The organism is Williamsia sp., assembly GCF_016462415.1.
Classification (GTDB): domain Bacteria; phylum Actinomycetota; class Actinomycetes; order Mycobacteriales; family Mycobacteriaceae; genus Williamsia_A.
Window position 1 is genome coordinate 2192 of sequence record NZ_JAEMTF010000004.1, and the last position, 19947, is coordinate 22138.

The 19947-nt window shown below is 69.2% G+C and carries 20 protein-coding genes and 1 riboswitch; of the genes, 12 read left to right on the forward strand and 8 right to left on the reverse strand.

Annotated elements, in window-relative coordinates:
- From JHC79_RS01680 to JHC79_RS01690, 3 genes are all read right to left on the reverse strand, one after another.
- The coding region (locus JHC79_RS01680) for an ABC transporter ATP-binding protein (RefSeq protein ID WP_296388135.1) at nucleotides 1–785 on the reverse strand (785 nt) is incomplete at its 3' end.
- Nucleotides 782–1825 carry an iron ABC transporter permease gene (locus JHC79_RS01685; RefSeq protein ID WP_296388225.1) on the reverse strand — a complete coding sequence of 348 codons (1044 nt, stop codon included), beginning with the start codon at nucleotides 1823–1825 and terminating at the stop codon, nucleotides 782–784. The genes JHC79_RS01680 and JHC79_RS01685, both read right to left, overlap by 4 nt.
- Before the next feature lie 59 nt (nucleotides 1826–1884).
- The gene (locus JHC79_RS01690) at nucleotides 1885–2895 is read right to left on the reverse strand and encodes an iron chelate uptake ABC transporter family permease subunit (protein WP_296388136.1); all 1011 of its coding nucleotides are present in this window, start codon (nucleotides 2893–2895) and stop codon (nucleotides 1885–1887) included.
- Between the two features lie 205 nt (nucleotides 2896–3100).
- Between JHC79_RS01690 and JHC79_RS01695 the strand changes: the two genes are divergently transcribed.
- Nucleotides 3101–3493 (forward strand): hypothetical protein, encoded by a 393-nt coding sequence (locus JHC79_RS01695; protein WP_229704836.1) that lies wholly within the window; start codon nucleotides 3101–3103, stop codon nucleotides 3491–3493.
- A gap of 84 nt (nucleotides 3494–3577) precedes the next feature.
- Here JHC79_RS01695 and JHC79_RS01700 read toward each other — a convergent pair whose 3' ends face one another.
- Both JHC79_RS01700 and JHC79_RS01705 read right to left on the reverse strand, forming a co-directional pair.
- A complete protein-coding gene (locus tag JHC79_RS01700; protein ID WP_296388137.1) occupies nucleotides 3578–4966 on the reverse strand; it encodes an FAD-dependent oxidoreductase in 1389 nt (462 codons plus the stop codon).
- A gap of 126 nt (nucleotides 4967–5092) precedes the next feature.
- On the reverse strand, nucleotides 5093–6100 hold the full coding sequence (locus JHC79_RS01705; RefSeq protein ID WP_296388138.1) for an ABC transporter substrate-binding protein: 1008 nt from the start codon (nucleotides 6098–6100) through the stop codon (nucleotides 5093–5095).
- A gap of 116 nt (nucleotides 6101–6216) precedes the next feature.
- Here JHC79_RS01705 and JHC79_RS01710 point away from each other — a divergent pair, with 116 nt between their 5' ends.
- From JHC79_RS01710 to JHC79_RS01725, 4 genes are read left to right on the forward strand one after another with little or no spacing between them, the layout of a single operon-like run.
- A complete protein-coding gene (locus JHC79_RS01710) occupies nucleotides 6217–6711 on the forward strand; it encodes a hypothetical protein (RefSeq protein WP_296388139.1) in 495 nt (164 codons plus the stop codon).
- 45 nt (nucleotides 6712–6756) lie between these two features.
- The gene (locus JHC79_RS01715) at nucleotides 6757–7170 is read left to right on the forward strand and encodes a rhodanese-like domain-containing protein (RefSeq protein ID WP_296388140.1); all 414 of its coding nucleotides are present in this window, start codon (nucleotides 6757–6759) and stop codon (nucleotides 7168–7170) included.
- A complete protein-coding gene (locus JHC79_RS01720; protein WP_296388226.1) occupies nucleotides 7170–8372 on the forward strand; it encodes an O-succinylhomoserine sulfhydrylase in 1203 nt (400 codons plus the stop codon). Before JHC79_RS01715 ends, JHC79_RS01720 begins: the two co-directional genes overlap by 1 nt.
- 16 nt (nucleotides 8373–8388) lie before the next feature.
- A complete protein-coding gene (locus tag JHC79_RS01725) occupies nucleotides 8389–9024 on the forward strand; it encodes a DedA family protein (protein ID WP_296388141.1) in 636 nt (211 codons plus the stop codon).
- Between the two features lie 68 nt (nucleotides 9025–9092).
- Here the strand turns inward: JHC79_RS01725 and JHC79_RS01730 are convergent, their stop codons facing one another.
- Entirely contained in the window at nucleotides 9093–10193 is a 1101-nt protein-coding gene (locus JHC79_RS01730; RefSeq protein ID WP_296388142.1) for an isochorismate synthase, read from the reverse strand.
- Between the two features lie 140 nt (nucleotides 10194–10333).
- Nucleotides 10334–10450: riboswitch (SAM riboswitch) on the forward strand.
- A 34-nt stretch (nucleotides 10451–10484) separates the two neighbouring features.
- On the opposite strand from JHC79_RS01730, the gene JHC79_RS01735 reads away from it, so the two are divergent.
- Together JHC79_RS01735 and JHC79_RS01740 are read left to right on the forward strand one after the other, a co-directional pair.
- Nucleotides 10485–11816, forward strand: coding sequence for an aminotransferase class V-fold PLP-dependent enzyme (locus JHC79_RS01735; protein ID WP_296388143.1), 1332 nt, complete (start codon nucleotides 10485–10487; stop codon nucleotides 11814–11816).
- Nucleotides 11813–12280, forward strand: coding sequence for a hypothetical protein (locus JHC79_RS01740; protein WP_296388144.1), 468 nt, complete (start codon nucleotides 11813–11815; stop codon nucleotides 12278–12280). Before JHC79_RS01735 ends, JHC79_RS01740 begins: the two co-directional genes overlap by 4 nt.
- 20 nt (nucleotides 12281–12300) lie before the next feature.
- Here JHC79_RS01740 and alc read toward each other — a convergent pair whose 3' ends face one another.
- Complete coding sequence (alc, locus tag JHC79_RS01745) at nucleotides 12301–13308, reverse strand: allantoicase (RefSeq protein WP_296388227.1); 1008 nt, start codon at nucleotides 13306–13308, stop codon at nucleotides 12301–12303.
- A gap of 205 nt (nucleotides 13309–13513) precedes the next feature.
- On the opposite strand from alc, the gene JHC79_RS01750 reads away from it, so the two are divergent.
- Both JHC79_RS01750 and JHC79_RS01755 read left to right on the forward strand, forming a co-directional pair.
- Entirely contained in the window at nucleotides 13514–14011 is a 498-nt protein-coding gene (locus JHC79_RS01750) for a MarR family transcriptional regulator (RefSeq protein ID WP_296388145.1), read from the forward strand.
- Nucleotides 14008–15912, forward strand: a complete 1905-nt coding sequence (locus JHC79_RS01755; protein WP_296388146.1) for an MDR family MFS transporter — start codon at nucleotides 14008–14010, stop codon at nucleotides 15910–15912. Before JHC79_RS01750 ends, JHC79_RS01755 begins: the two co-directional genes overlap by 4 nt.
- Before the next feature lie 75 nt (nucleotides 15913–15987).
- On the opposite strand, the gene JHC79_RS01760 is transcribed toward JHC79_RS01755, so the two are convergent.
- The gene (locus tag JHC79_RS01760; RefSeq protein WP_296388147.1) at nucleotides 15988–16500 is read right to left on the reverse strand and encodes an inorganic diphosphatase; all 513 of its coding nucleotides are present in this window, start codon (nucleotides 16498–16500) and stop codon (nucleotides 15988–15990) included.
- Between the two features lie 168 nt (nucleotides 16501–16668).
- Between JHC79_RS01760 and dacB the strand changes: the two genes are divergently transcribed.
- From dacB to tilS, 3 genes are all read left to right on the forward strand, one after another.
- Nucleotides 16669–18030: a D-alanyl-D-alanine carboxypeptidase/D-alanyl-D-alanine-endopeptidase gene (gene dacB / locus JHC79_RS01765; RefSeq protein WP_296388148.1), complete on the forward strand. Its 1362-nt coding sequence runs from the start codon at nucleotides 16669–16671 to the stop codon at nucleotides 18028–18030.
- On the forward strand, nucleotides 18027–19073 hold the full coding sequence (locus JHC79_RS01770; protein ID WP_296388149.1) for a zinc-dependent metalloprotease: 1047 nt from the start codon (nucleotides 18027–18029) through the stop codon (nucleotides 19071–19073). The genes dacB and JHC79_RS01770 overlap by 4 nt, the downstream gene beginning before the upstream one ends.
- 2 nt (nucleotides 19074–19075) lie before the next feature.
- Nucleotides 19076–19947: tRNA lysidine(34) synthetase TilS (gene tilS, locus JHC79_RS01775; protein ID WP_296388150.1), on the forward strand; the 872-nt coding region annotated here is incomplete at its 3' end.

Below are 19947 nucleotides of genomic sequence, written 5' to 3' on the forward strand. Positions count from 1 at the left end.
CCCGACACCGGGTCGGTGAGGACCATCGACTGCAGGCCGAACGCGGCCTCGAGCAGCTCGGATGTGATGACGTCGCTCGGGGCACCCTCGCGGATGATCGCGCCGTCGCGCATCACGACCAGCGAATCGCTGTACCGGGCAGCCAGATTGAGGTCGTGCAGCACCATCACGACCGTCTTGCCGTGCTCGGCGCTGAGGTCGTGGACGAGGTCGAGCACGTCGACGGCGTGGGCCAGGTCGAGGAACGTCGTCGGCTCGTCGAGCATCACCAGATCGGTTTCCTGGGCCAGCGTCAACGCGATCCACACGCGCTGACGCTGACCGCCCGACAGCGAGTCGACCGCGCGGTCGGCCAACTCGGTCGTCGACGTCAGATCCAGGGCGTGTGCGACCGCCTTCTCGTCGTCGCGCGACCACTGGCGGTACCAGGACTGATGCGGATGGCGTCCGCGGGAGACGAGGTCGATGACCGTGAGCCCTTGCGGCGCAACGGGATTCTGCGGGAGCAGTCCCAGGGTGCGCGCGACGTCCTTGGACTTGCGCGACGCGATGTCGGCGCCGTCGAGGATGACCGTCCCCGCGCGTGGGGTGAGCAGCCGGCCCAGGGTGCGCAACAGTGTCGACTTGCCGCAGCCGTTCGGCCCGATGACCGTGGTGACCTGACCGGTCGGGATGGTGACGTCGAGGTCGGTGATCACCGGGTCGGCGGCGTAGCCCACCGTCAGTCCCGTAGCGGAGAGACGGTCGGCCGGTGCCGACGTGGCGTGCGTGTCGACGGTGCTCATGCGGAGGCCTTTCGGGATACGGCGATCATCAGGTAGATCAGGAACGGCCCGCCCACGCCCGCGGTCACGACACCCACGGGGATGCCGTCGGGCAGCCAGTGCCGACACAGCAGATCACCACCGACGACGAGGACCGCGCCGATGAGCCCGCTCACCAGCGGCGGCGGCGTGGCGACCCGGGCGATGCGCAGCGCGATCTGCGGGGCGAGCAGGGCGACGAACGCGATGGGGCCGGCGGCCGAGACGCAGTTCGCCGCCATGGCCACCGCGACGACGAGACCCAGCGCCGAGACGGGGTCGGCGCGCACGCCGAGTCCCTGGGCCATGTCGCGACCCAGGCTCAGCGTGGACATCGCGCGGTTGACGAACGCCAACACGACCGCGGAAACAGCGAGCGTGATCGCCACCGGCACCACCGACGACCACGACGCGTCCGACACCGACCCGACCAGCCACCGCTGGGCACGTCCGACGTCGTTGATGTCGGCGCGTGTCAGCGCATAACCGGTCAGTGCCTGGAACACCCAGGTCAGGGCGACACCGATGAGCACGAGCCGGAAGGCGTCGATCCCGCCGCGCCAGGCCAGCAGGTACATCAGCGCCGCGGCCAGCGCACCGCCGACGAGGGCGGCCGCCGGGATGCCGATGTCGGCGAACCACGACCCCCAGCTCGACCCGAACGCGATGGCGGCGACGGCCGCGGTGCTGGCGCCCGCGGTGATGCCGAGGACGTCCGGCGTGGCCAACGGGTTGCGGGCGATGGTCTGTGTCAGCGCGCCCGAGGCGCCGAACCCGATTCCCACGAGGACGGAGATCAGCGCGCGCGGCAGGGCGACGTCGAAGACGACGACGTTCTCCACCCGGGTGCCGCCGCCGAGCAGGATGCGTCCCACGTCGAGGGGACCGAGCGGGTAGTCGCCGGTTCCGACACTGAGCGCGAACAACACCAGTGCGACGACCGTGGTCACGACACCGACCACGACGACCCGCGGTCGCACGAGGAACGACGCCGGCCCGACACGCAGGACGTGGCGACGCAGGGTCGGCCGTACCTCGTCGACCGGGGGTGTGGTCGCCGTGCGGTCGGCCGCGGTCGCGCTCACACCGCCACCAGACGTCGGGCCCGGACGAGCTTGATCAGGAACGGCGCCCCCAGCACGGCCAACACCACACCCGCCTGGATCTCGCCGGGACGCGCGATGACCCGGCCGATGACGTCGGAGACGAGCAGCATGATCGCGCCGAGCAGGGCCGAGTACGGGACCACCCAGCGGTAGTCGGGCCCGACGATGAACCGCGCGAGGTGCGGCACGACGAGACCGAGGAACACGATCGGCCCGCATGCCGCGGTGGCTGCCCCGGCCAGCAGGGTGATCGCGGCGATGCCGACGATGCGCACCACCGCGATCCGCGATCCGAGCGAGCGGCTCATGTCGTCGCCCAGGCTGAGCACATTGAGGAAGAAGCCGCTGCCGAGGGCGAGCACCAGACCGATCGCGATGAAGGGGGCAGCCGCGTAGAGGACGTCGGTGCCGCGCCCGGTCACCGACCCCACGTTCCAGAACCGCCAGGCGTCCAACGACGCGGTGTCGGTGAGGACGATGGCCGAGGTGATGGCCAGCAACATCGCCGACAGCCCGGTGCCCGCGAGGACCAGCGTGATCGGGGATGCTCCGCGGGTCAGCGCCGCGGCGCCGAAGACCAGACCGGCGGCCACCACCGCCCCGAGCAACCCGAAGCCCATGTACTCGATGGGGGTGCTGATGCCGAGCAGGTAGACGCCGGTGACCACCGCGCAGGCCGCGCCTGCGTTCACCCCGAGCAGTCCGGGGTCGGCCAGCGGGTTGCGGGTGTGGGCTTGTGTGAGGGCTCCCGCGGCGCCAATGGCCAGACCGACGGCCACGCCCAACGCGGTCCGCGGGATACGGAGGTCACGCACGATGCCGACGATGTCGTCGGCGGCGTCCTGCGGGGCGAACAACGCGTCCCACACCTCGCCCAGGCCCAGTGCACGCGACCCGATCGCGACGGAGGCGACCACGAGTGCGAGCAGCACGACCACGAGTACGACGACACCGGTGACGCGTCGGCGGGGGACCGCTGAGGACAATCGACTGCTCGCTTTCACGCCCCGTTCGGAGTCTCAGCAAGGGTACCCTAAGTAACAATTCGGCGATCATTGGTAACCGATTTGATCTATTTGCCGATGCAACCGGTAGCCGTGCATTGCACTTGAGACGTAGCGGATCGGCCGTGACGTCGAGACGGGCGGCTGATTCGACCAACGACGGCTGAATGACGAAGGTGGGACACCCATGAAGATGAATGTGCACAACCTCAAGCGAGTCGCGGCTGCGACCCTGGCGACGGCCGCGGTCGGTACCGCCGGCATCATCGGCGCGGCCCCGGCCAACGCCGTGGCCCCGCCGGAGCTGCGCCTGACCGGTGTCGTCTACTGCGACCGCACCGAGTTCGTGGGCACGCTGGTCCGCTCGATGACCGCCACCAACGTCGGCGGTGTGACGATGCGCAACACCACGCTGCAGGAGTTCAACGGTCAGCGCCGCTTCTCCGCCGCGCTCAAGCCCGGCGAGAGGCTCAACATCACCACCAAGCAGCGCGGCTGCTTCCCGTCGTCGATCAGCGGCTACACGATCTCCGACATCCGCGAGAACGTGTTCGACAACATCGGCTACTACCGCAACTGACGCTCCTCGGCCCGGACACGGCCAGACACCAACGGCGGCGATCCCCGAGAGGGGGTCGCCGCCGCTGTCGTGTGCGGGGGGAGGTCAGGCCTTGGTGACCTTGTCGGGCTCGGCGGCGGCGAGCATCTCGTCGCGCTCGACGACCTTGACGCGCTCGCGGCCCTCGGCCTCACCGAGTGCGCGCTCGTGCTCGTCGAGGCGGTACCAGCCGTCCCAGGTGGTGAACGGGATGCTGCGCGACTCCAGCAGCTCGACGACCGCGGACTCCTCGGGCGATCCGGGCACGTTGAGGTTCTCCGAACGCATGTCGTCGAGGATGCACTCGACGGTCTCGTTCGCGTCGCCCTTGGTGTGCCCGATCAGACCGATGGGGCCACGCTTGACCCAGCCGGTGGTGTAGAGCCCGACGAGGTGCTTGCCGTCGTCGAAGATGCGTCCGGCTTCGTTGGGGATGACCCCGGCCTGCTCGTCGAACGGGATCTGCGGGAGGTTGTCCGACAGGTATCCGACGGCGCGGTAGATCGCGCCGAGGTCCCAGTCGGTCATCTTCCCGGTCGGCTTGACGTTGCCGGTGCCGTCGAGCTGGGTGCGCTCGGTGCGCAGTCCGACGACCTTGCCGTCGTCGCCGAGGATCTCCACGGGTGACTCGAAGAAGTGCAGGAACAGCTTGTGCGGGCGATCGCCGGGCTCGCGGATGGCGTAGTTCTCGATGATCGTGGCGACCTGATCGGTGATCTTCGACCCGCGTCGCGCGACCGCGGAGCCCTCGTCGTAGTCGATGTCCTCGGGGTCGACGATGACCTCGATGGTCGGGGAGTGGTCGAGCTCCTTGAGCTCGAGCGGGGTGAACTTGGCCTGGGCGGGGCCACGACGTCCGAAGACGTGCACCTCGATCGCCTTGTTGTTCTTCAGGCCCTCGTAGACGTTCGGCGGGATCTCCGTCGGCAGGAGTTCCTCACCGGTCTTGGCCAGCACCCGCGCGACGTCGAGGGCGACGTTGCCGACGCCGATGACGGCGACCTTCTCCGCTTCCAGCGGCCACGTGCGCGGGAAGTCGGGGTGGCCGTCGTACCAGGCGACGAACTGCGCGGCACCGTAGGAGCCGTCGAGGTCGATGCCGGGGATGTCCATCGCGCGGTCGTCGGTCGCGCCGGTGGAGAAGATCACCGCGTCGTAGAACGTCTTCATGTCCTCGAGGGTGATGTCGGTGCCGTAGTCGACGTTGCCCAACAGACGGACCTGTGGCTTGTCGAGCACCTTGTGCAGGGCGGTGATGATGCCCTTGATCCGCGGATGGTCCGGCGCGACGCCGTACCGGATCAACCCGAACGGCGCGGGCATCCGCTCGAACAGGTCGATGCTCACCCCGCGCTCCTTGGCGGTGTCCGACTTCATCAGCGCGTCCGCGGCATAGATGCCGGCGGGGCCGGCACCGACGATGGCGACTCGCAGCGGACGGTTCTCAGCGCTCATGTGCTCAGACTTACTTTCTGTCGGGACGGGTGACTGCTCGCGCAGGCCTCCTACCACGGTAGGCGTCGGGATGCACCCTATGCCAACCGCGGTGGAGTGGATTTGCCCACGTCGGGGCGAGGCCGCTCAGCTCGCGAGCTGCGGCACCAACTTCTGCAGCACCCACGGGATCGTGAGCACCGTCGGCACCGACATCGCGCTGCCGGTCTCGGCGTCGACGTAGACCACGTCGCCGCGCTTGACGATGTCGAGGTTGGCGAACGCCGGGTTGGCCTTGAGCTTCTCGGTCGAGCCCGCGTAATCGGTCACCACGAGCTTGTCGAGACCGTTGAGGAGGTTCAGGTTCTCATCCGAGATCGATCCGTAGAAGCCGTTGGTGATCGAGCTGTTCAGCGACGCCGGGAACGTCATCCCGAGGTTGGCCAGGATCTGTCCGCGACCGTCGCCGGGGCTGTAGATGCTCACGCCGCCGCCGGGGGAGCCGAGAACGACGGCACCCGTGCGACCCACCAACTGCGGGTTGGCCGACTTCGCGTCGGCGAACTTCTGCTGGGTGTCGGCGACGAGCTTCTTCGTCTCCTCGGGTTTGCCGACGGCCGTGCCGATCTCGGTGGTCGAGGCGGTCCACGGGACCTGCCAGTCCCCGTACTGCGCCGGTCGGACGATGGTGTCGGTGACCTTCGCGAGGTTGTCGTAGACGTTCTGCGTCACCGCGTTGTTCACCGCGACGATGAGCTGCGGGTTCGTGGCGATCGCCTTGGTCACCGCACTCGCGAGGTCCTGCGAGGCGCCCGCGAGGATCACCGGACGGTTGTCGCCGAGCAGGTCTTTGTTCCACGGCGTCACGACGGTCTTCTCCGTGGGATCGGAGAACGGCACCATCGTGGTGGGCGTGATGCCCAGCGCCAGCAGGGTGTCGGCGTCGCCGGGGCCGAGCGTCGCGATGCGTGCGGCCGTGGTGTCGATCGTCGTCGAGCCGTAGCGGTGGTCGATGGTGACCGGCAGCGCGCCCGGTTCGGCCGACGCCGAGCTCCCGGTGGCGGTGTCCTCCGCGGGAGCCGAACACGCGGCGCTCACCCCCAGCACGAGGCTCGCCGCGAGGGCGGTGACGGCGACGCTCAGGCGACGGTGCATCGGTACTCCTTCGTTCGCGGTGCAGCTAAGGCAAGGCTGCACTCACTTCTACCCTGACATCGCCGCTCGGATCGGGGCAAATCGGACGGGCCGCCCCGCTCGATAGAATCGCGCCCATGGCAACGACCGACTCCTCTGTGAACCCGTCCGGACCGGATGCACCGGACGACCCGGGGTGGAAGGCCGCCTGGCCGTTTCTCGTCGCCGTCGTGATCGTGGTCCTCGCCCTCGGTGCGATCGGCCTGTTCCACGTCGTCCGGCCGGCATCCGAGCGGCTCACCGACACCGCCAAGATCACCCACGCGATCAACGACTACTACACGGCCAAGAACTCGATCACCTACGACAAGTTCCGCGACGCGAGCTGCGCGACCGATCAGAAGTCGGCGACGTTCCCGTCGGCCGCGACCTTCCGCGACGCCGCCCAGCGCTCCCGGGACGAGCACGGCAACATCGTCGTCACCGACATCACCGAGACGGCGGTCACCGGTTCGACCGCGACGGCGAACATGCACTGGAACTACAACAAGAACCCGTCGAACCAGATCCTCCCGTTGGCGCTGGTGAAACAGGGTGACGACTGGAAAGTCTGCGGACCGAAGGGTCCGTGAGAATCTGATGTGCGGGGCGCGCCGGGTCTGTGCCACTCTTTTGGGGTGAGTTACGCAGGCGATCTGACACCCCAGCAGGCGTGGGACATCCTCGCCGAGGACCCGAACGCGGTTCTCGTCGACGTCCGTACCCGCGCCGAATGGTCCTACGTCGGAGTTCCCGAGCTGTCCGAGCTCGGCAAGGAAGTGATCCTCATCGAGTGGGTGAGCTTCCCCGACGGGCAACGCAACCAGTACTTCGTCGAGCAGCTGCGCGACGCGGGCGTCACCGACGACAACCAGGTGTTGTTCCTCTGTCGGTCCGGTCAGCGCTCGGTCGGTGCGGCCCAGACCGCCACCGCCGACGGTGTCGCGAAGGCCTACAACATCAGCGAGGGCTTCGAGGGCGCGACCGATGCGAACGGGCATCGCGGTGTCGTCGGTTGGAAGGCACAGGGACTGCCCTGGCGTCAGTCGTGATCGGGCAGGGTCGTGACCTGCCACCCGGTGTGTCCCCGGAGACGATCGGGGTCCGTGGCGGTCTCATGCGATCGGGATTCGACGAGACCTCCGAGGCGATGTTCCTCAACTCGGGCTACGTCTACTCCTCGGCCGCCGCGGCCGAACGGGCGTTCACCGGAGAGGACGAGCGCTTCGTCTACAGCCGGTACGGCAACCCCACGGTCGCGATGTTCCAGGAACGTCTGCGACTGCTCGACGGCGCCGAGGCGTGTTTCGCGACGGCCAGCGGGATGGCCGCGGTGTTCGTCTCGTTGGGTGCGCTGCTGAAGGCGGGTGACCGGTTGGTCGCCGCCCGCAGCCTGTTCGGGTCGTGCTTCGTGGTGTGCAACGAGATCCTCCCGCGCTGGGGTGTCGAGACCGTCTTCGTCGACGGCGAGGACCTCGCGCAGTGGGAGGAGGCGTTGTCGGTGCCGACCACGGCGGTGTTCTTCGAGACGCCGTCGAACCCGATGCAGTCGCTCGTCGACGTCGCGAAGGTGTCGGAGCTCGCGCACGCGGCCGGCGCGCAGGTGGTGTTGGACAACGTGTTCGCGACGCCGCTGCTGCAGCGCGGCTTCGAACTCGGAGCCGATGTCGTGGTCTATTCCGGCACCAAGCACATCGACGGCCAGGGCCGGGTGATGGGCGGCGCGGTACTCGGGTCGAAGGAGTACATCGACGGCCCCGTGCAGACGCTGATGCGGCACACCGGTCCGGCCATGAGCCCGTTCAACGCGTGGACGCTGCTCAAGGGGCTCGAGACCCTGCGCCTGCGGGTCGACGCGTCGACCGCCTCGGCGTTGCGGATCGCGCAGTTCCTCGAGGACGACCCACGGGTCAAATGGGTGAAATACCCGTTCCTGCAATCACACCCGCAATACGAGCTGGCGACGTCCCAGATGACCGGTGGCGGCACCGTGGTCACGTTCGAACTCAACGACCGCGACGACGTCACCGGCAAGCTGCGCGCCTTCGAGGTGCTCGACAAGCTCGCGATCGTCGACATCTCCAACAACCTGGGTGACTCGAAGTCGCTGATCACCCATCCTGCGACCACCACGCACCGGGCGATGGGGCCCGACGGGCGCGCCGCGATCGGACTCTCGGACAGCGTCGTCCGACTCTCGGTGGGCCTGGAGGGCGTCGAGGATCTCGTCGGCGACCTGAACCAGGCCCTGTAGCCAGGAGGTCTCGGCGATGCAGTCGGTGATCGATTGGCTGATCAGCGTCATCGAGACGACTCCGCCGTGGGTGGTGTACCTGCTGGTGTGGACGTTGGTCTACACCGAGTCGGCCGCGTTGCTCGGGCTGGTGCTGCCCGGCGAGACCGCCCTGCTGACCGGTGGCGTCGCCGCCGCGATCGGATCGACCAACATCGGGTGGCTCATCGCGGGTGCCTGTGTCGCCGCGATCGCCGGTGACGCAACGGGTTTCACGTTGGGTCGACACTTCGGGCCGCGGGTGGTCAACTCCCGCTTCGGTCGGAGGATCGGTGCGCAACGGTGGGACAAGGTGTCGCAGGCGGTCAAACACCGGGGCATCCCCGCGGTCATCGCGGCGCGATGGATCGGGTACGTCCGCACATTGACGCCGTTCGTCGCGGGGATGTCGCGGATGCCGGTGAAGCTCTATCTCACCGCCAACGTCATCGGCGGGCTGGTGTGGGTCATCGCGGTCGGGATGCTCGGCTACCTCGTCGGTGCCGCGGTCGGTGCGCGGTTGTTGCTCTACGGCGGCCTGATCGTCGGCGTGCTGGTCCTGGCCTACTTCGCGGTCGCATGGTGGCGCGAGCGTCGTCGCCAGGGCGCCGTCCCGGTCGACGAGATCGTCTGACACCCCGCCGGGTGGGCAGGCAACCCCGCCAGTTGGGCATTTAAACGCGCCAGTTGGGCACGGACGGGTCAGGTGAGCAGGTCGGGACAGCCCAGGGCCCGGAGCACCGTGGCGAACTTCGCCGACGTCTCGGCCAGCTCCTCCGCAGGATCGGACTGTGCGACGATGCCACCGCCGGACCAGGCGCGGATCGTTCGCCGGTCCGGTGACACCTCAGCGCACCGGATGCTGACCATCCACTCGCCGTCACCGTCGGTGTCGCACCACCCGATCGCCCCGGCATAGAAGCCGCGAGGTTCCTCGGTCTCGAGGATCATCGTGCGCGCGGCCTCGGTGGGGGTGCCGCAGATCGCCGGGGTCGGGTGCAGCTGCATCGCCAGGTCGAGCGACGTCGCCTCCGGATCGCGCAGCACCCCCTCGATCGGTGTTGCGAGATGCCACATCTCGCCGGTGCTCAGCAGGATCGGCTCGTCGGGCACCGACAACGTCGTGCACAGCGGGGCGAGTACCGACGTCAGATAGGCGACCACGATCTGGTGTTCGTAGTGGTCCTTTGCCGACGCCAGCAGCGCCGCCGCCCGCGCCGAGTCGACGTCGGGATCGGCCGAGCGGGGCGCCGATCCGGCGTAGGGCCGGCACGTGACGCGGTCACCGGTCTTGCGCACCAATGACTCCGGGCTCGCGCCCACCAGGGTGTGTCCGACGAAGCCCGCGCCGGCCGGGGTGAGATCGACGCGAAAACCGTTGCGCTCGTGGTTGCCCGCGGCCAACGCGGCGACCACGTCGTCGATGGCGACGTCGGCCGCCGCGTGCATCTCGATCGAGCGAGCGAGCACCACCTTGTCGGCGTCGCCGGCGACGATGCGGTCGATGACGGCCGCGACCCGCTCGCGATGGACCTCGGGGGTGGGGACCGAGGCGGTCAGGGTCATCGGCACCGACAGCGGTTCGGCGTCGGCCGATGACGGGTCACCGTGCTCGAGGCCGGCGACCGCGACGAGTGCATCGGGAGCGGCCGCATCGAACGACAACGCACCGACCACCGCGATCCGATGCCTCGTCGCTCGCCCCGCCGCGATCGCGGCGACGGCGTCGGCGGCCGAGGAGAACTGCGCCACGGGCGCGCCCGCGCGGACCGATCCGTGCGGTCGGGACAGGTGGAAGGACACACCGGCAACGCTACCCGGGGGCTTTGCGATCACCGTGACCGCAATTCCGCCCACGACGGCGCACCGCCTCGGCCCGGGAGATGTGGCGCGCGCCACACCTCGATTGACACCACCCCTGGTCGGCGATCATCCTTCTCCCAGGTCATGAGTATCAGCGCACAGCCCCGGCTTGCTGATCGGCAACCCTCCAACCGCGGTGGGGTGCTCCGGGTGACGACCAGGCACACGTACGAGACCGGCGTGTGCAAGCGCGGACTCCTCGAGGGTCCGAAGACTCGAGAGGACTGCCCGATGACAGCTGTAGCCCCCACCCCCATCACGTTCCCGCGTGCCGACGCGTTCTTCGAACCCGTTCGTGTGCGGCGGACCGCGCCGGCCGGCCCCGGCCCGATCGCCGATCTGGTGGGTGCCGACATCACCACCGCACTCGACGGCAGCGGTCGCTCGGTGCGCTACGTCAATCTCGACTACGCGGCCAGCGCGCCGGCCCTGTCGGCCGTGGCCGCAGAGATCGCCCAGGCGCTGCCGCAGTACGCCAGTGTCCACCGCGGCGCCGGGTACCTGTCGCAGCTGACCACCGATCGGTACGAGAAGGCGCGGGTCTCGGTGCGCAGGTTCATCCGGGCCCGCGCCGACGACCACGTGATCTTCACCCGCAACACCACCGATGCGATCAACCTGCTCGCCGGTGCGACCCCCGGCGACACCGTCGTCCTCGACATCGAGCACCACGCGAACCTGTTGCCGTGGAAGCGCTCCGGGGCCCGCGTGGTCGCTTGCCGACCCACGCTCGCCGAGACGATCACCGCACTCTCCGAGGAACTGCAGCGTTCGCCCGCGGCACTGCTGGCCGTGACCGGCGCATCCAACGTCACCGGCGAGGTCCTGCCGCTGCACACCCTCGCCGACATGGCGCACAGCGCCGGTGCCCGCATCCTGGTCGACGCTGCCCAGCTTGCCCCGCACCGCGCGCTGAACATGGTCAGCCACGGCATCGACTACCTCGTGTTCTCCGGTCACAAGCTCTACGCCCCCTTCGGCTGCGGCGTACTGGCCGGACGCGGCGACTGGCTCGACGCATCGGTGCCCTACCTCGCGGGCGGGGGAGCGACCCTGGACGTCCGCGGTGTCGACGCGGCGGACGACGACGGCTCCGACACCGGCGTGCAGTGGGCCTCCGGTCCGGCGCGCCACGAGGCGGGCACTCCGAACGTGCTCGGAGCGGTCGCGATCGCCGCGGCCTGCGACGCGATCACCGACCTCGGCCACGAGCGCATCGGCCTGCACGAGCACGCGCTGCGCTGCCGCCTCGACGCCGGCCTCGACTCGATCTCCGGGGTCGAGCCGCTCTCGATCTGGTCCGACGCCTCCGACCGCGTGGGCATCGCCGCGTTCACCGTCGCCGGACGGACCCCCCGTGCGGTGGCCGAGTTCCTCAACGACTCCCACGGCATCGGCGTCCGCGATGGACGGTTCTGCGCCCATCCGTTGTTGAACCATCTGGGTCACCCCGAGGGGGCGGTCCGCGTCAGCTTCGGACTGGGAACCGGCGCCGACGACATCGACCGACTCCTCTACGCACTGCGGGAACTCACCGCGACAGCATCGGAAGGCTCCAGATGACCACCACCGCCCGGCTCCGCCCCGAACTCACCGTCGCGATCGACGGTGAGGACCACCCCATCGCGTGGAGCGGTCCGCGGCCGGCCGACGCCCACCCCGCACGTGTCGTGCGCATCCGTCGTTCGACGCTGAGCGAGTCGATCCGTGAACGGGCCCGCCTGCGTGCCGACGCCGTCGACGACCCGGCCGATCTCGTGGTCGCCCTCGAGGTGGAGGCGCTCATCGCGCCCGAGGCGTCCACCGCGCGTGCGGAGCTACTGCGCCGTGGCGAGACCCTCACGTCGGACACCCTGCGCTACGTCGGAACGCCCAACGGTCTGCGCACGCTGATCGAGGACCTCTACGTCGCCGAGGTCGCCGACGCGGTGATCATCACACCGATCGACGGCCTGGCCACGGCCGTGCTCGTGGCCGATCAGGTGCTGCCGCGCCTGCGCGAGTCCTCGGCTCGTCGCGCCGCCTGATCGACTCCCGGCGCAGCAGGTCAGTTGTCGCCCGATGACCAGCGTCGGTCGACCTCCGCCCGCCCGGCGTCGGTGAGCGCACCGAAGAGTCGGAAGCGCGCCATGCCCCCGTCGGGGTAGATGTCCACCCGGGCCTCGGTCATCGGGCCGACGCCGTCGACGACGAAGCGGTGCCGTGTGTCGGGCTGCAGCACACTGTGTTCGAGCACGTCGAACCACTCGCCGTCGCCGTTGCGCCCCTGCACGCGCGCCGCGCCGGGGGCGTTGCCGAGGAAGTAACTGGTGTCGAGCTCGACGAGGCCGGGCACGCCCTCGTCGGCCAGACGCACCTGCACCCAGTCGTTGCCGTCGTCGCGGCGCCTCGAGGTCTCCCATCCCTCACCCATCGACCGTGCGCGTCCGGGCATCAGCAGGTTGTTCGGTGAGCCGTAGAACATGTTGGAACAGTCGGTGATCATGCCGCCGTTCTCGAGTGCGGCCAGGTCGAAACTGCCGTGCCCCAACAGGGCCGGGTCCGGGACGCCGCGCCCGTGCACGCGGAGCCGGGCGACACCGCCGTCGGGATAGATCGACAACCGGACGTGGGTGAAGAGGTCCTTCGACTCGACCGCGAACGGATTCGCCCGGTCACCGCCGACCTCGCTGCGCTCGACGATGGTCTGCCACTGCGCCGTCTGGGCGACCTCGTCGGCGCTGGGGTGCCCCTCGACGGTCGCGGCCTCGACCGAGATGTACGGCGGATAGTTGCCGACGAACCACGAGGTGTCCACGACGACGCCGTGGATGATCCCGGGGACGCCCAACCGCACGATGGCCTGATCCACACCGGTCGGGGCGCCCGGTCCGCTGCCGGCCGGCGGCCGCCGACGTCGGGTCTCCCAGCCGTCGTAGATCTGGCCGCGGTGGCCGAACGTCGACGGGCGGTACTCGGCCGGTGCCGCGGTGATGAGGTTCTCGACCTCGGCGAACAGGTCGTCGTTGGTCCACACCGCGGCCCCGCCGAGGGTGCGCAGCGCGAGGTCGGGCATCGCGGTGAAGTCCGGTCGCGAGGACGGGGTGGGCGAGGCTGCGGCAGAGGTGGTCACGACGCACAAGGTTACTGAGGCGCGTGCGGAGCACCGTGACGGCACATGCCCGCGTCGCGAATGTCCTGTTTGCACTCGCCACGACGACGGGCGCATACTTGCACGGTTCAAGTAGTTGTAACCGGAAACTCATTCGAGGTGAGAATCAATGTCGCGTCTCTCGCATGTCGACGAACTCATCGCGGTGCTCTCGCGGTACGGGCGGATCAAGGAACGGCTCGCCGTCACCAAGCTCAAGACCCCGGAAGGGATCGTCGAGACCGCGGCCTATCAGTGTATGTTCCGGCTCGCGATCGCACCCCTGCGTTCGGGTGAGTTGGCCGAGCAGATCTTCGCCGACCCCTCCACCGTCAGCAGGCACATCGCCCACCTCGTCGACCTCGGCTACGTCCGACGTGAAGCCGACCCCCGCGACGGCCGCGCGACGATCCTGGTCCTCACCGACACGGGCAACCGTCAGGTCGAGGCCGTACGCAAGCACCGGTTGCACGCGCTCGAGGCCATGCTCGACGAGTTCTCCGACGACGAGATCGACAACCTCACCCACTTGATGTCCCGATTCGTCGACGCTGCCGAGGTGCTCGCGAACCGGGTCGACGACACCGTCACACCAGATCAACCACGACACGAAGAGGCAACACGATGAGTCAGGACGCAGCAGTGTCGAGAGGGGCCGCGGCCGCGGTCGCGTCGGACAAGGATCCGGGCGGCCTGACCCATCGTCAGATCCTGACGATCATGGGCGGGTTGATGATCGGCATGTTCCTCGCCGCCCTCGACCAGACGATCGTCTCCACCGCCATCCGCACCATCGCCGACGATCTGAACGGCTACTCGCTGCAGGCGTGGGTCACCACCGCGTACCTCATCACCTCGACGATCGTCACGCCGCTCTACGGCAAGCTCTCCGACATGTACGGCCGCAAGCCGTTCTTCATGACTGCCATCACGCTGTTCATCATCGGTTCGCTGCTGTGTTCCACGGCGACATCGATGTACGAACTGGCCGGCTACCGCGCCCTGCAGGGTCTCGGTGCCGGTGGTCTGTTCTCGTTGGCGCTCACCATCATCGGCGACATCGTCCCGCCGCGAGAGCGCGCCAAGTACCAGGGCTACTTCCTGGCCGTGTTCGGTACCTCGAGCGTGCTGGGCCCGGTGCTCGGTGGCCTGTTCGCGGGCCAGTCGTCGATCCTCTGGGTCACCGGATGGCGCTGGGTGTTCCTGGTCAACGTGCCGATCGGTCTCATCGCGCTGGTCGTCGTGTTCAAGGTGCTCGACTACAACCAGATCAAGGGGATCAAGCGTCGCCTCGACTGGTGGGGCGCAGCGGCTCTCGCGATCGGCGTGGTCCCCTTGCTGGTCGCCGCCGAACAGGGCCGTGAGTGGGGTTGGGGCGACACCAAGACCGTCATCTGTTACGTGGTCGGTGTCGCCGGCGTCGCGGCCTTCGTCTGGGTCGAACACATCATGGGTGAGGCGGCCATCATCCCGCTGCGCATCTTCAAGAACAGGGTGTTCGCCCAGGGCATCGTGATCTCGGTGGTCATCGGCGCGGTCATGTTCGGCGCGATCTCCATTCTCCCGCAGTACTTCCAGGTGATCCGCGGGTCGAGCCCGACCGTCGCCGGACTGCAGTTGCTGCCGATGGTCGTCGGTCTGATGAGCGCGTCGATCCTGTCGGGTCAGATGATCTCGCGGACCGGGCGCTACAAGATCTTCCCGATGATCGGCGTCGTGCTGATCACGGTGGTCACGTTCCTGATGCACTACGTCAGCGTCGACACCTCGATCTACCTGGTCATGCTGATGGCGTTCTTCCTCGGCTTCGGTCTGGGCAACCTGATGCAGCCGCTGACGCTGGCGATGCAGAACGTGTTGCCCGCCAAGGACATGGGCATCTCGACCTCGTCGGCCACCTTCTTCCGTCAGATCGGTGGCACACTCGGTGTGGCCGTGTTCTTCTCGGTCCTGTTCTCGGCCATGGGCCCGAACATCGCCGATCAGATCGAGAAGGCCGCGCCCTCAGCAGAATTCCGCCAGGGTGTGCAGCAGGCGGCCGCGAGCAGCGATCCGACGGTCGCTCAGTTCGGACAGGGACTCGGATCCGGCAACGCGGGCGCCTCGGGTTCGGTGCTCAACGACACCTCGGTGATCAACAAGCTGCCCGACGCGATCGCCCAGCCCATCAAGATCGGGTTCGCCGACTCGATGGACCTGGTGTTCCTGTCGGTGTCGATCATGTCGATCATCGCGCTGGTCGCGGTCTTCACCTGGAAAGAGGTGCCGTTGCGCGGCAGCTCCGGATCACAGGCCGCGGCACAGGACCTCGCCGATGAGAAGGCGCTGAACGACGCGAACGCCGGCAGCGTCTCGCAGGGGAACGTGTCCGTTGCCGAATCGGTCGCCGACGCGGCGCCTGCTCCCGATCACGGTCGCCACGAGGACACCGCGGGCCCGGGCCGCCACGAGGTGGGACGGGCGCCCGGCGCCGAGAACGTGCCACCGCTCGGCGGTTCCGAGGAGAACCCGGGACGGCACGAGGCCTGACCACGGGTCACCCACGAACGACTCGACCCCGACGGTGCGCAACCGTCGGGGTCGAGTCGTCAGGTGGGGAAGGCGTCAGCCGCGAGCGGGCTCGGCGACCTCGTCCGGGTGCTCCTTGAGGCGCGCGATGGCCTCCTCGGCGACCTTCTCGGCCTCGGCCTTGCCGGTCCAGCCGCCGGCGGTGACGTCCTTGCCAGGCTCGAGGTCCTTGTAGTGCTCGAAGAAGTGGGCGATCGCGTCGAGCTCGAACGTCGAGACGTCGCCGATGTCCTGGATGTGGTCCCAGCGGACGTCCTTCGCGGGCACGCAGAGCAGCTTGTCGTCGCCGCCGGCCTCGTCGGTCATCCGGAACATGCCGACGATGCGTCCGCGCACGATGACCCCGGGGAACACCGACTCGGGCAGCAGCACCATCGCGTCCAGCGGGTCGCCGTCCTCACCGAGGGTGTTGTCGATGAACCCGTAATCGGCCGGGTAGCCGAACGCGGTGTAGAGGTAGCGGTCCAGATAGACCTTGCCGGTCTCGTGATCGACCTCGTACTTGTTGCGCTGGCCCTTGGGGATCTCGATGGTGACGTCGAACTCCACGACGCGTCCTCCTAGCTGGTGGGGAAGCGGCCGATCGCTCGGCCACCAGGTTCTCGAAACGAGTCAACGATACTGTTGGTTGACGGTGCGCCGACCGCGGGCGGTGCGATACGAGACGACGAGTGAAGTTCGAAGGGGAGCCGCGTGAACGCACGACGGGTCAGACGCGTGAGCGTGTGGTGGACCGTTGTCCCCGTGCTGGCGATCGTGGTGGTCGCCGCCGTCCTCGTGGTGGTGGCCCTGGCCGTGGACACCGGCGGTTCGACGACCGCGTCGAACGCCCCGGTCCGACCCCCGTTGGTCTCGGCCGATCCGGCGGTCCGGGCGGTCGCCGCCGACGCCCCCGAGCCGACCGCGGGCGGGATCACCGCGCAGATCGCCTCGGCCCTGCGCAACCCGGCGCTCGGTGAGCTGACCGGGGAGATCTCCGACGCCATCACCGGGCAGACCCTCTGGTCACGTTCGCCCGACCGCGCGATGGTCCCGGCGTCGACCACCAAGGTCCTCACCGGCGCCGCGGCCCTGCTGACGCTGCCGCTGGACAAACGCATCACCACGAACGTCGTCGCCGGTGAGAACGGTCAGGTCGTGCTGGTCGGAGCGGGCGACCCCACGCTGTCGTCGCAGCCGTCGGGCACCGACACCTTCTTCACCGACGCCGCGCGCATCTCCGACCTCGCCGACCAGATCAAACGCAGCGGCACCACCGTCACCTCGGTGGCCGTGGACACCTCGCTGTACACCGGCGCCGCACTCGCGCCGAGCTGGGAGGTCGCCGACATCGCCGGCGGCAGCATCGCGCCGATCCAGTCGGTGATGACCGATTCCGGCCGCATCAATCCCTCCGAGCTGTACTCGCCGCGCACCCCGACACCGGCGATGGCCGCGGCGACCGCGCTCGCGGTCGACCTCGGGGTGCCCGCCGACACGGTCTCGACCGGGACCGCCACCCCGAACGCCCGCGTGCTGGCCTCCGTGCGATCGGCGCCGCTGGAGACCCGACTGCGCGACATGCTCGGCGACAGCGACGACGTGCTGGCCGAGACGATGGCCATCGAGGTCGCGCAGGCCACCGGCGGCCAGTCCAGCCTCGACGGTGGCGTCGCCGCGGTCACCTCGGTCCTGGCGTCGGCCGGCGCGAGCATGAACGGGGTCGCGCTCAAGGACACCAACGGACTCTCGGTCGACGACCGCATCCCGGCGTCGACACTCGATGGCATCCTGCGGGCCGCGGCGGGCACGGGCGACGCGAAGCTGAGGCCGTTGCTGGAGATGCTGCCCATCTCCGGAGCGACGGGCACCCTGGCCGACCGCTTCGCCACCGCGGGTTCCGGCGGGGTGTCGGGGGCCGGGTGGATCCGCGCCAAGACCGGGACGCTCACCGGCGTCAACACCCTGGCGGGGATCGTGCAGACGAAGGAGAACCGCGTGCTCACATTCGCGATGATGTCGAACGGCACCGACCCGAACGCCGCCCGACCGGCACTCGACGCACTGGTGACCGCGCTGCGCGGCTGCGGGTGCCGATGAGCACCGACGGCCCCACACCCCCGGGCGCCCGGATCGACTGGTCTCTGGCGGCGTCGGTGGGTCGCCGGGTCGCCCGGCCGGGCCCGATCACCACCTCGTACACCCTCGACGCCGCGCGGGCGGAGCTGGCGGCCTCGGCCGCCGCGGCCGAGGCCCCGGTCCGTGCCGTCACCGGTCTCGCCGACGGACTGCCCGTACCCGCGGCCACCGTCCTCGATCGCGGCGAATGGATCGGCGCCGCGGCGCAGTCGATGTCGGCGATGCTCGGCGGCGGCGAGCCGGTGGGCAAGCCCGGCATCGCGGGCCGGATCAGCGGCATACAGGCCGGCGGTCTGCTCGCCTTCATGTCCGGCGCGATCCTCGGTCAGTACGACCCGTTCACCGCGGATCCGCAGACCGGCGCCGACGGGGTGCTGATGTTGGTGACGCCCAACATCATCGCGGTCGAGCGGTCGCTGAAGGTGGTGCCGTCGGACTTCCGGCTGTGGGTCTGCCTGCACGAGGTCACCCATCGCGTCCAGTTCTCCGCCAACCCCTGGTTGCGCGGCTACATGCTCGACAACATCGCGCAGCTCAGCGAGGACACCGGCGAATCGGGAGCCGAACTGGTGAACCGGATCTCGTCGGCGCTGCGATCCGGCAAGCCCCGTGAGAAGGGCGTCATGGGCGCGATGCAGCTGCTGCAGACGCCCGAGCAGTACGAGGCGTTCACACGTCTGATGATGCTCGGCACCCTGCTCGAGGGACACGCCGACCACGTGATGGACGCGGTGGGACCCGCGCAGGTCCCGACCGTCGAGACGATCCGGGCAGCGTTCGACGCCCGCCGTACACGTCCGCAGAACCCGGTGCAACGCATCATCCGGTCGCTGATCGGGATGGATGCCAAACTCGCGCAGTACATCCGGGGCAAGGCGTTCACCGACGAGGTGGTCGCCACCGTGGGCATGACCCGTTTCAACGCCATCTGGTCCGGGCCCGACACGATGCCGCGACCCGAGGAGATCGACGAGCCGCGCCGATGGATCGACCGCGTCCTCTAGTCATGACCGGCTCGGGGCTTCTCGGCGACCGAACCGCCGAGATCGCCCGTGCGGTGCGCACGTTCGCCGATGGTCACCTCGACGGCCCGGAGGTCTGCGTCGGGTTGTCCGGCGGCGCCGACTCCCTCGCCCTGACCGCCGGTGCGGTTCACGCCGGGTTGTCGGTGACCGCGCTCGTCGTCGATCACGACCTGCAGGCGGGCTCAGAGGCGGTGGCTCGTACCGCGGCGGCTCACGCACGGGCGCTCGGTGCGTCCGCGACGGTGGTGCGGGTCGAGGTCGGTGCCGGCGGGGGACCGGAGGGGGCCGCGCGCCGGGCGCGCTACGACGCCCTGGACTCCATGCGTTCCGGTCGACCGGTTCTGCTCGCCCACACCCTCGACGACCAGGCCGAGACCGTGTTGCTCGGCCTCGCCCGTGGTTCGGGTCCACGCTCGATCGCGGGCATGGTCGGCTGGGCGGCGCCCTGGGGTCGCCCGCTGCTCGAGCTGCGGCGGTCGACGACGGTGGCCGCGTGCGCCGAACTCGGTGTCACACCGCACGTCGACCCGCACAACAGTGACCCACGGTTCACCCGTTCCCGGCTGCGCACCGAGGTGTTGCCGCTGCTCGAGGACGTCCTGCAGGGCGGGGTGGCGTCGGCGCTGGCCCGCACCGCGACGCAACTGCGCGCCGACTCCGATCTCCTGGACGACCTCGCAGCGCGGACCTTCGGCGTGGCCGCTCGCGGCGACCGGCTCGCGGCGGACGCGCTCGCGGACACGGCGTCGCCGATCCGTCGACGGGTGGTGCGGCGGTGGGTGATCGCGAACGGGGCCACCGAGCCGACCGAACGCCTGATCCTCGCCCTCGAGGAGCTGTTGCTCACGCCGAC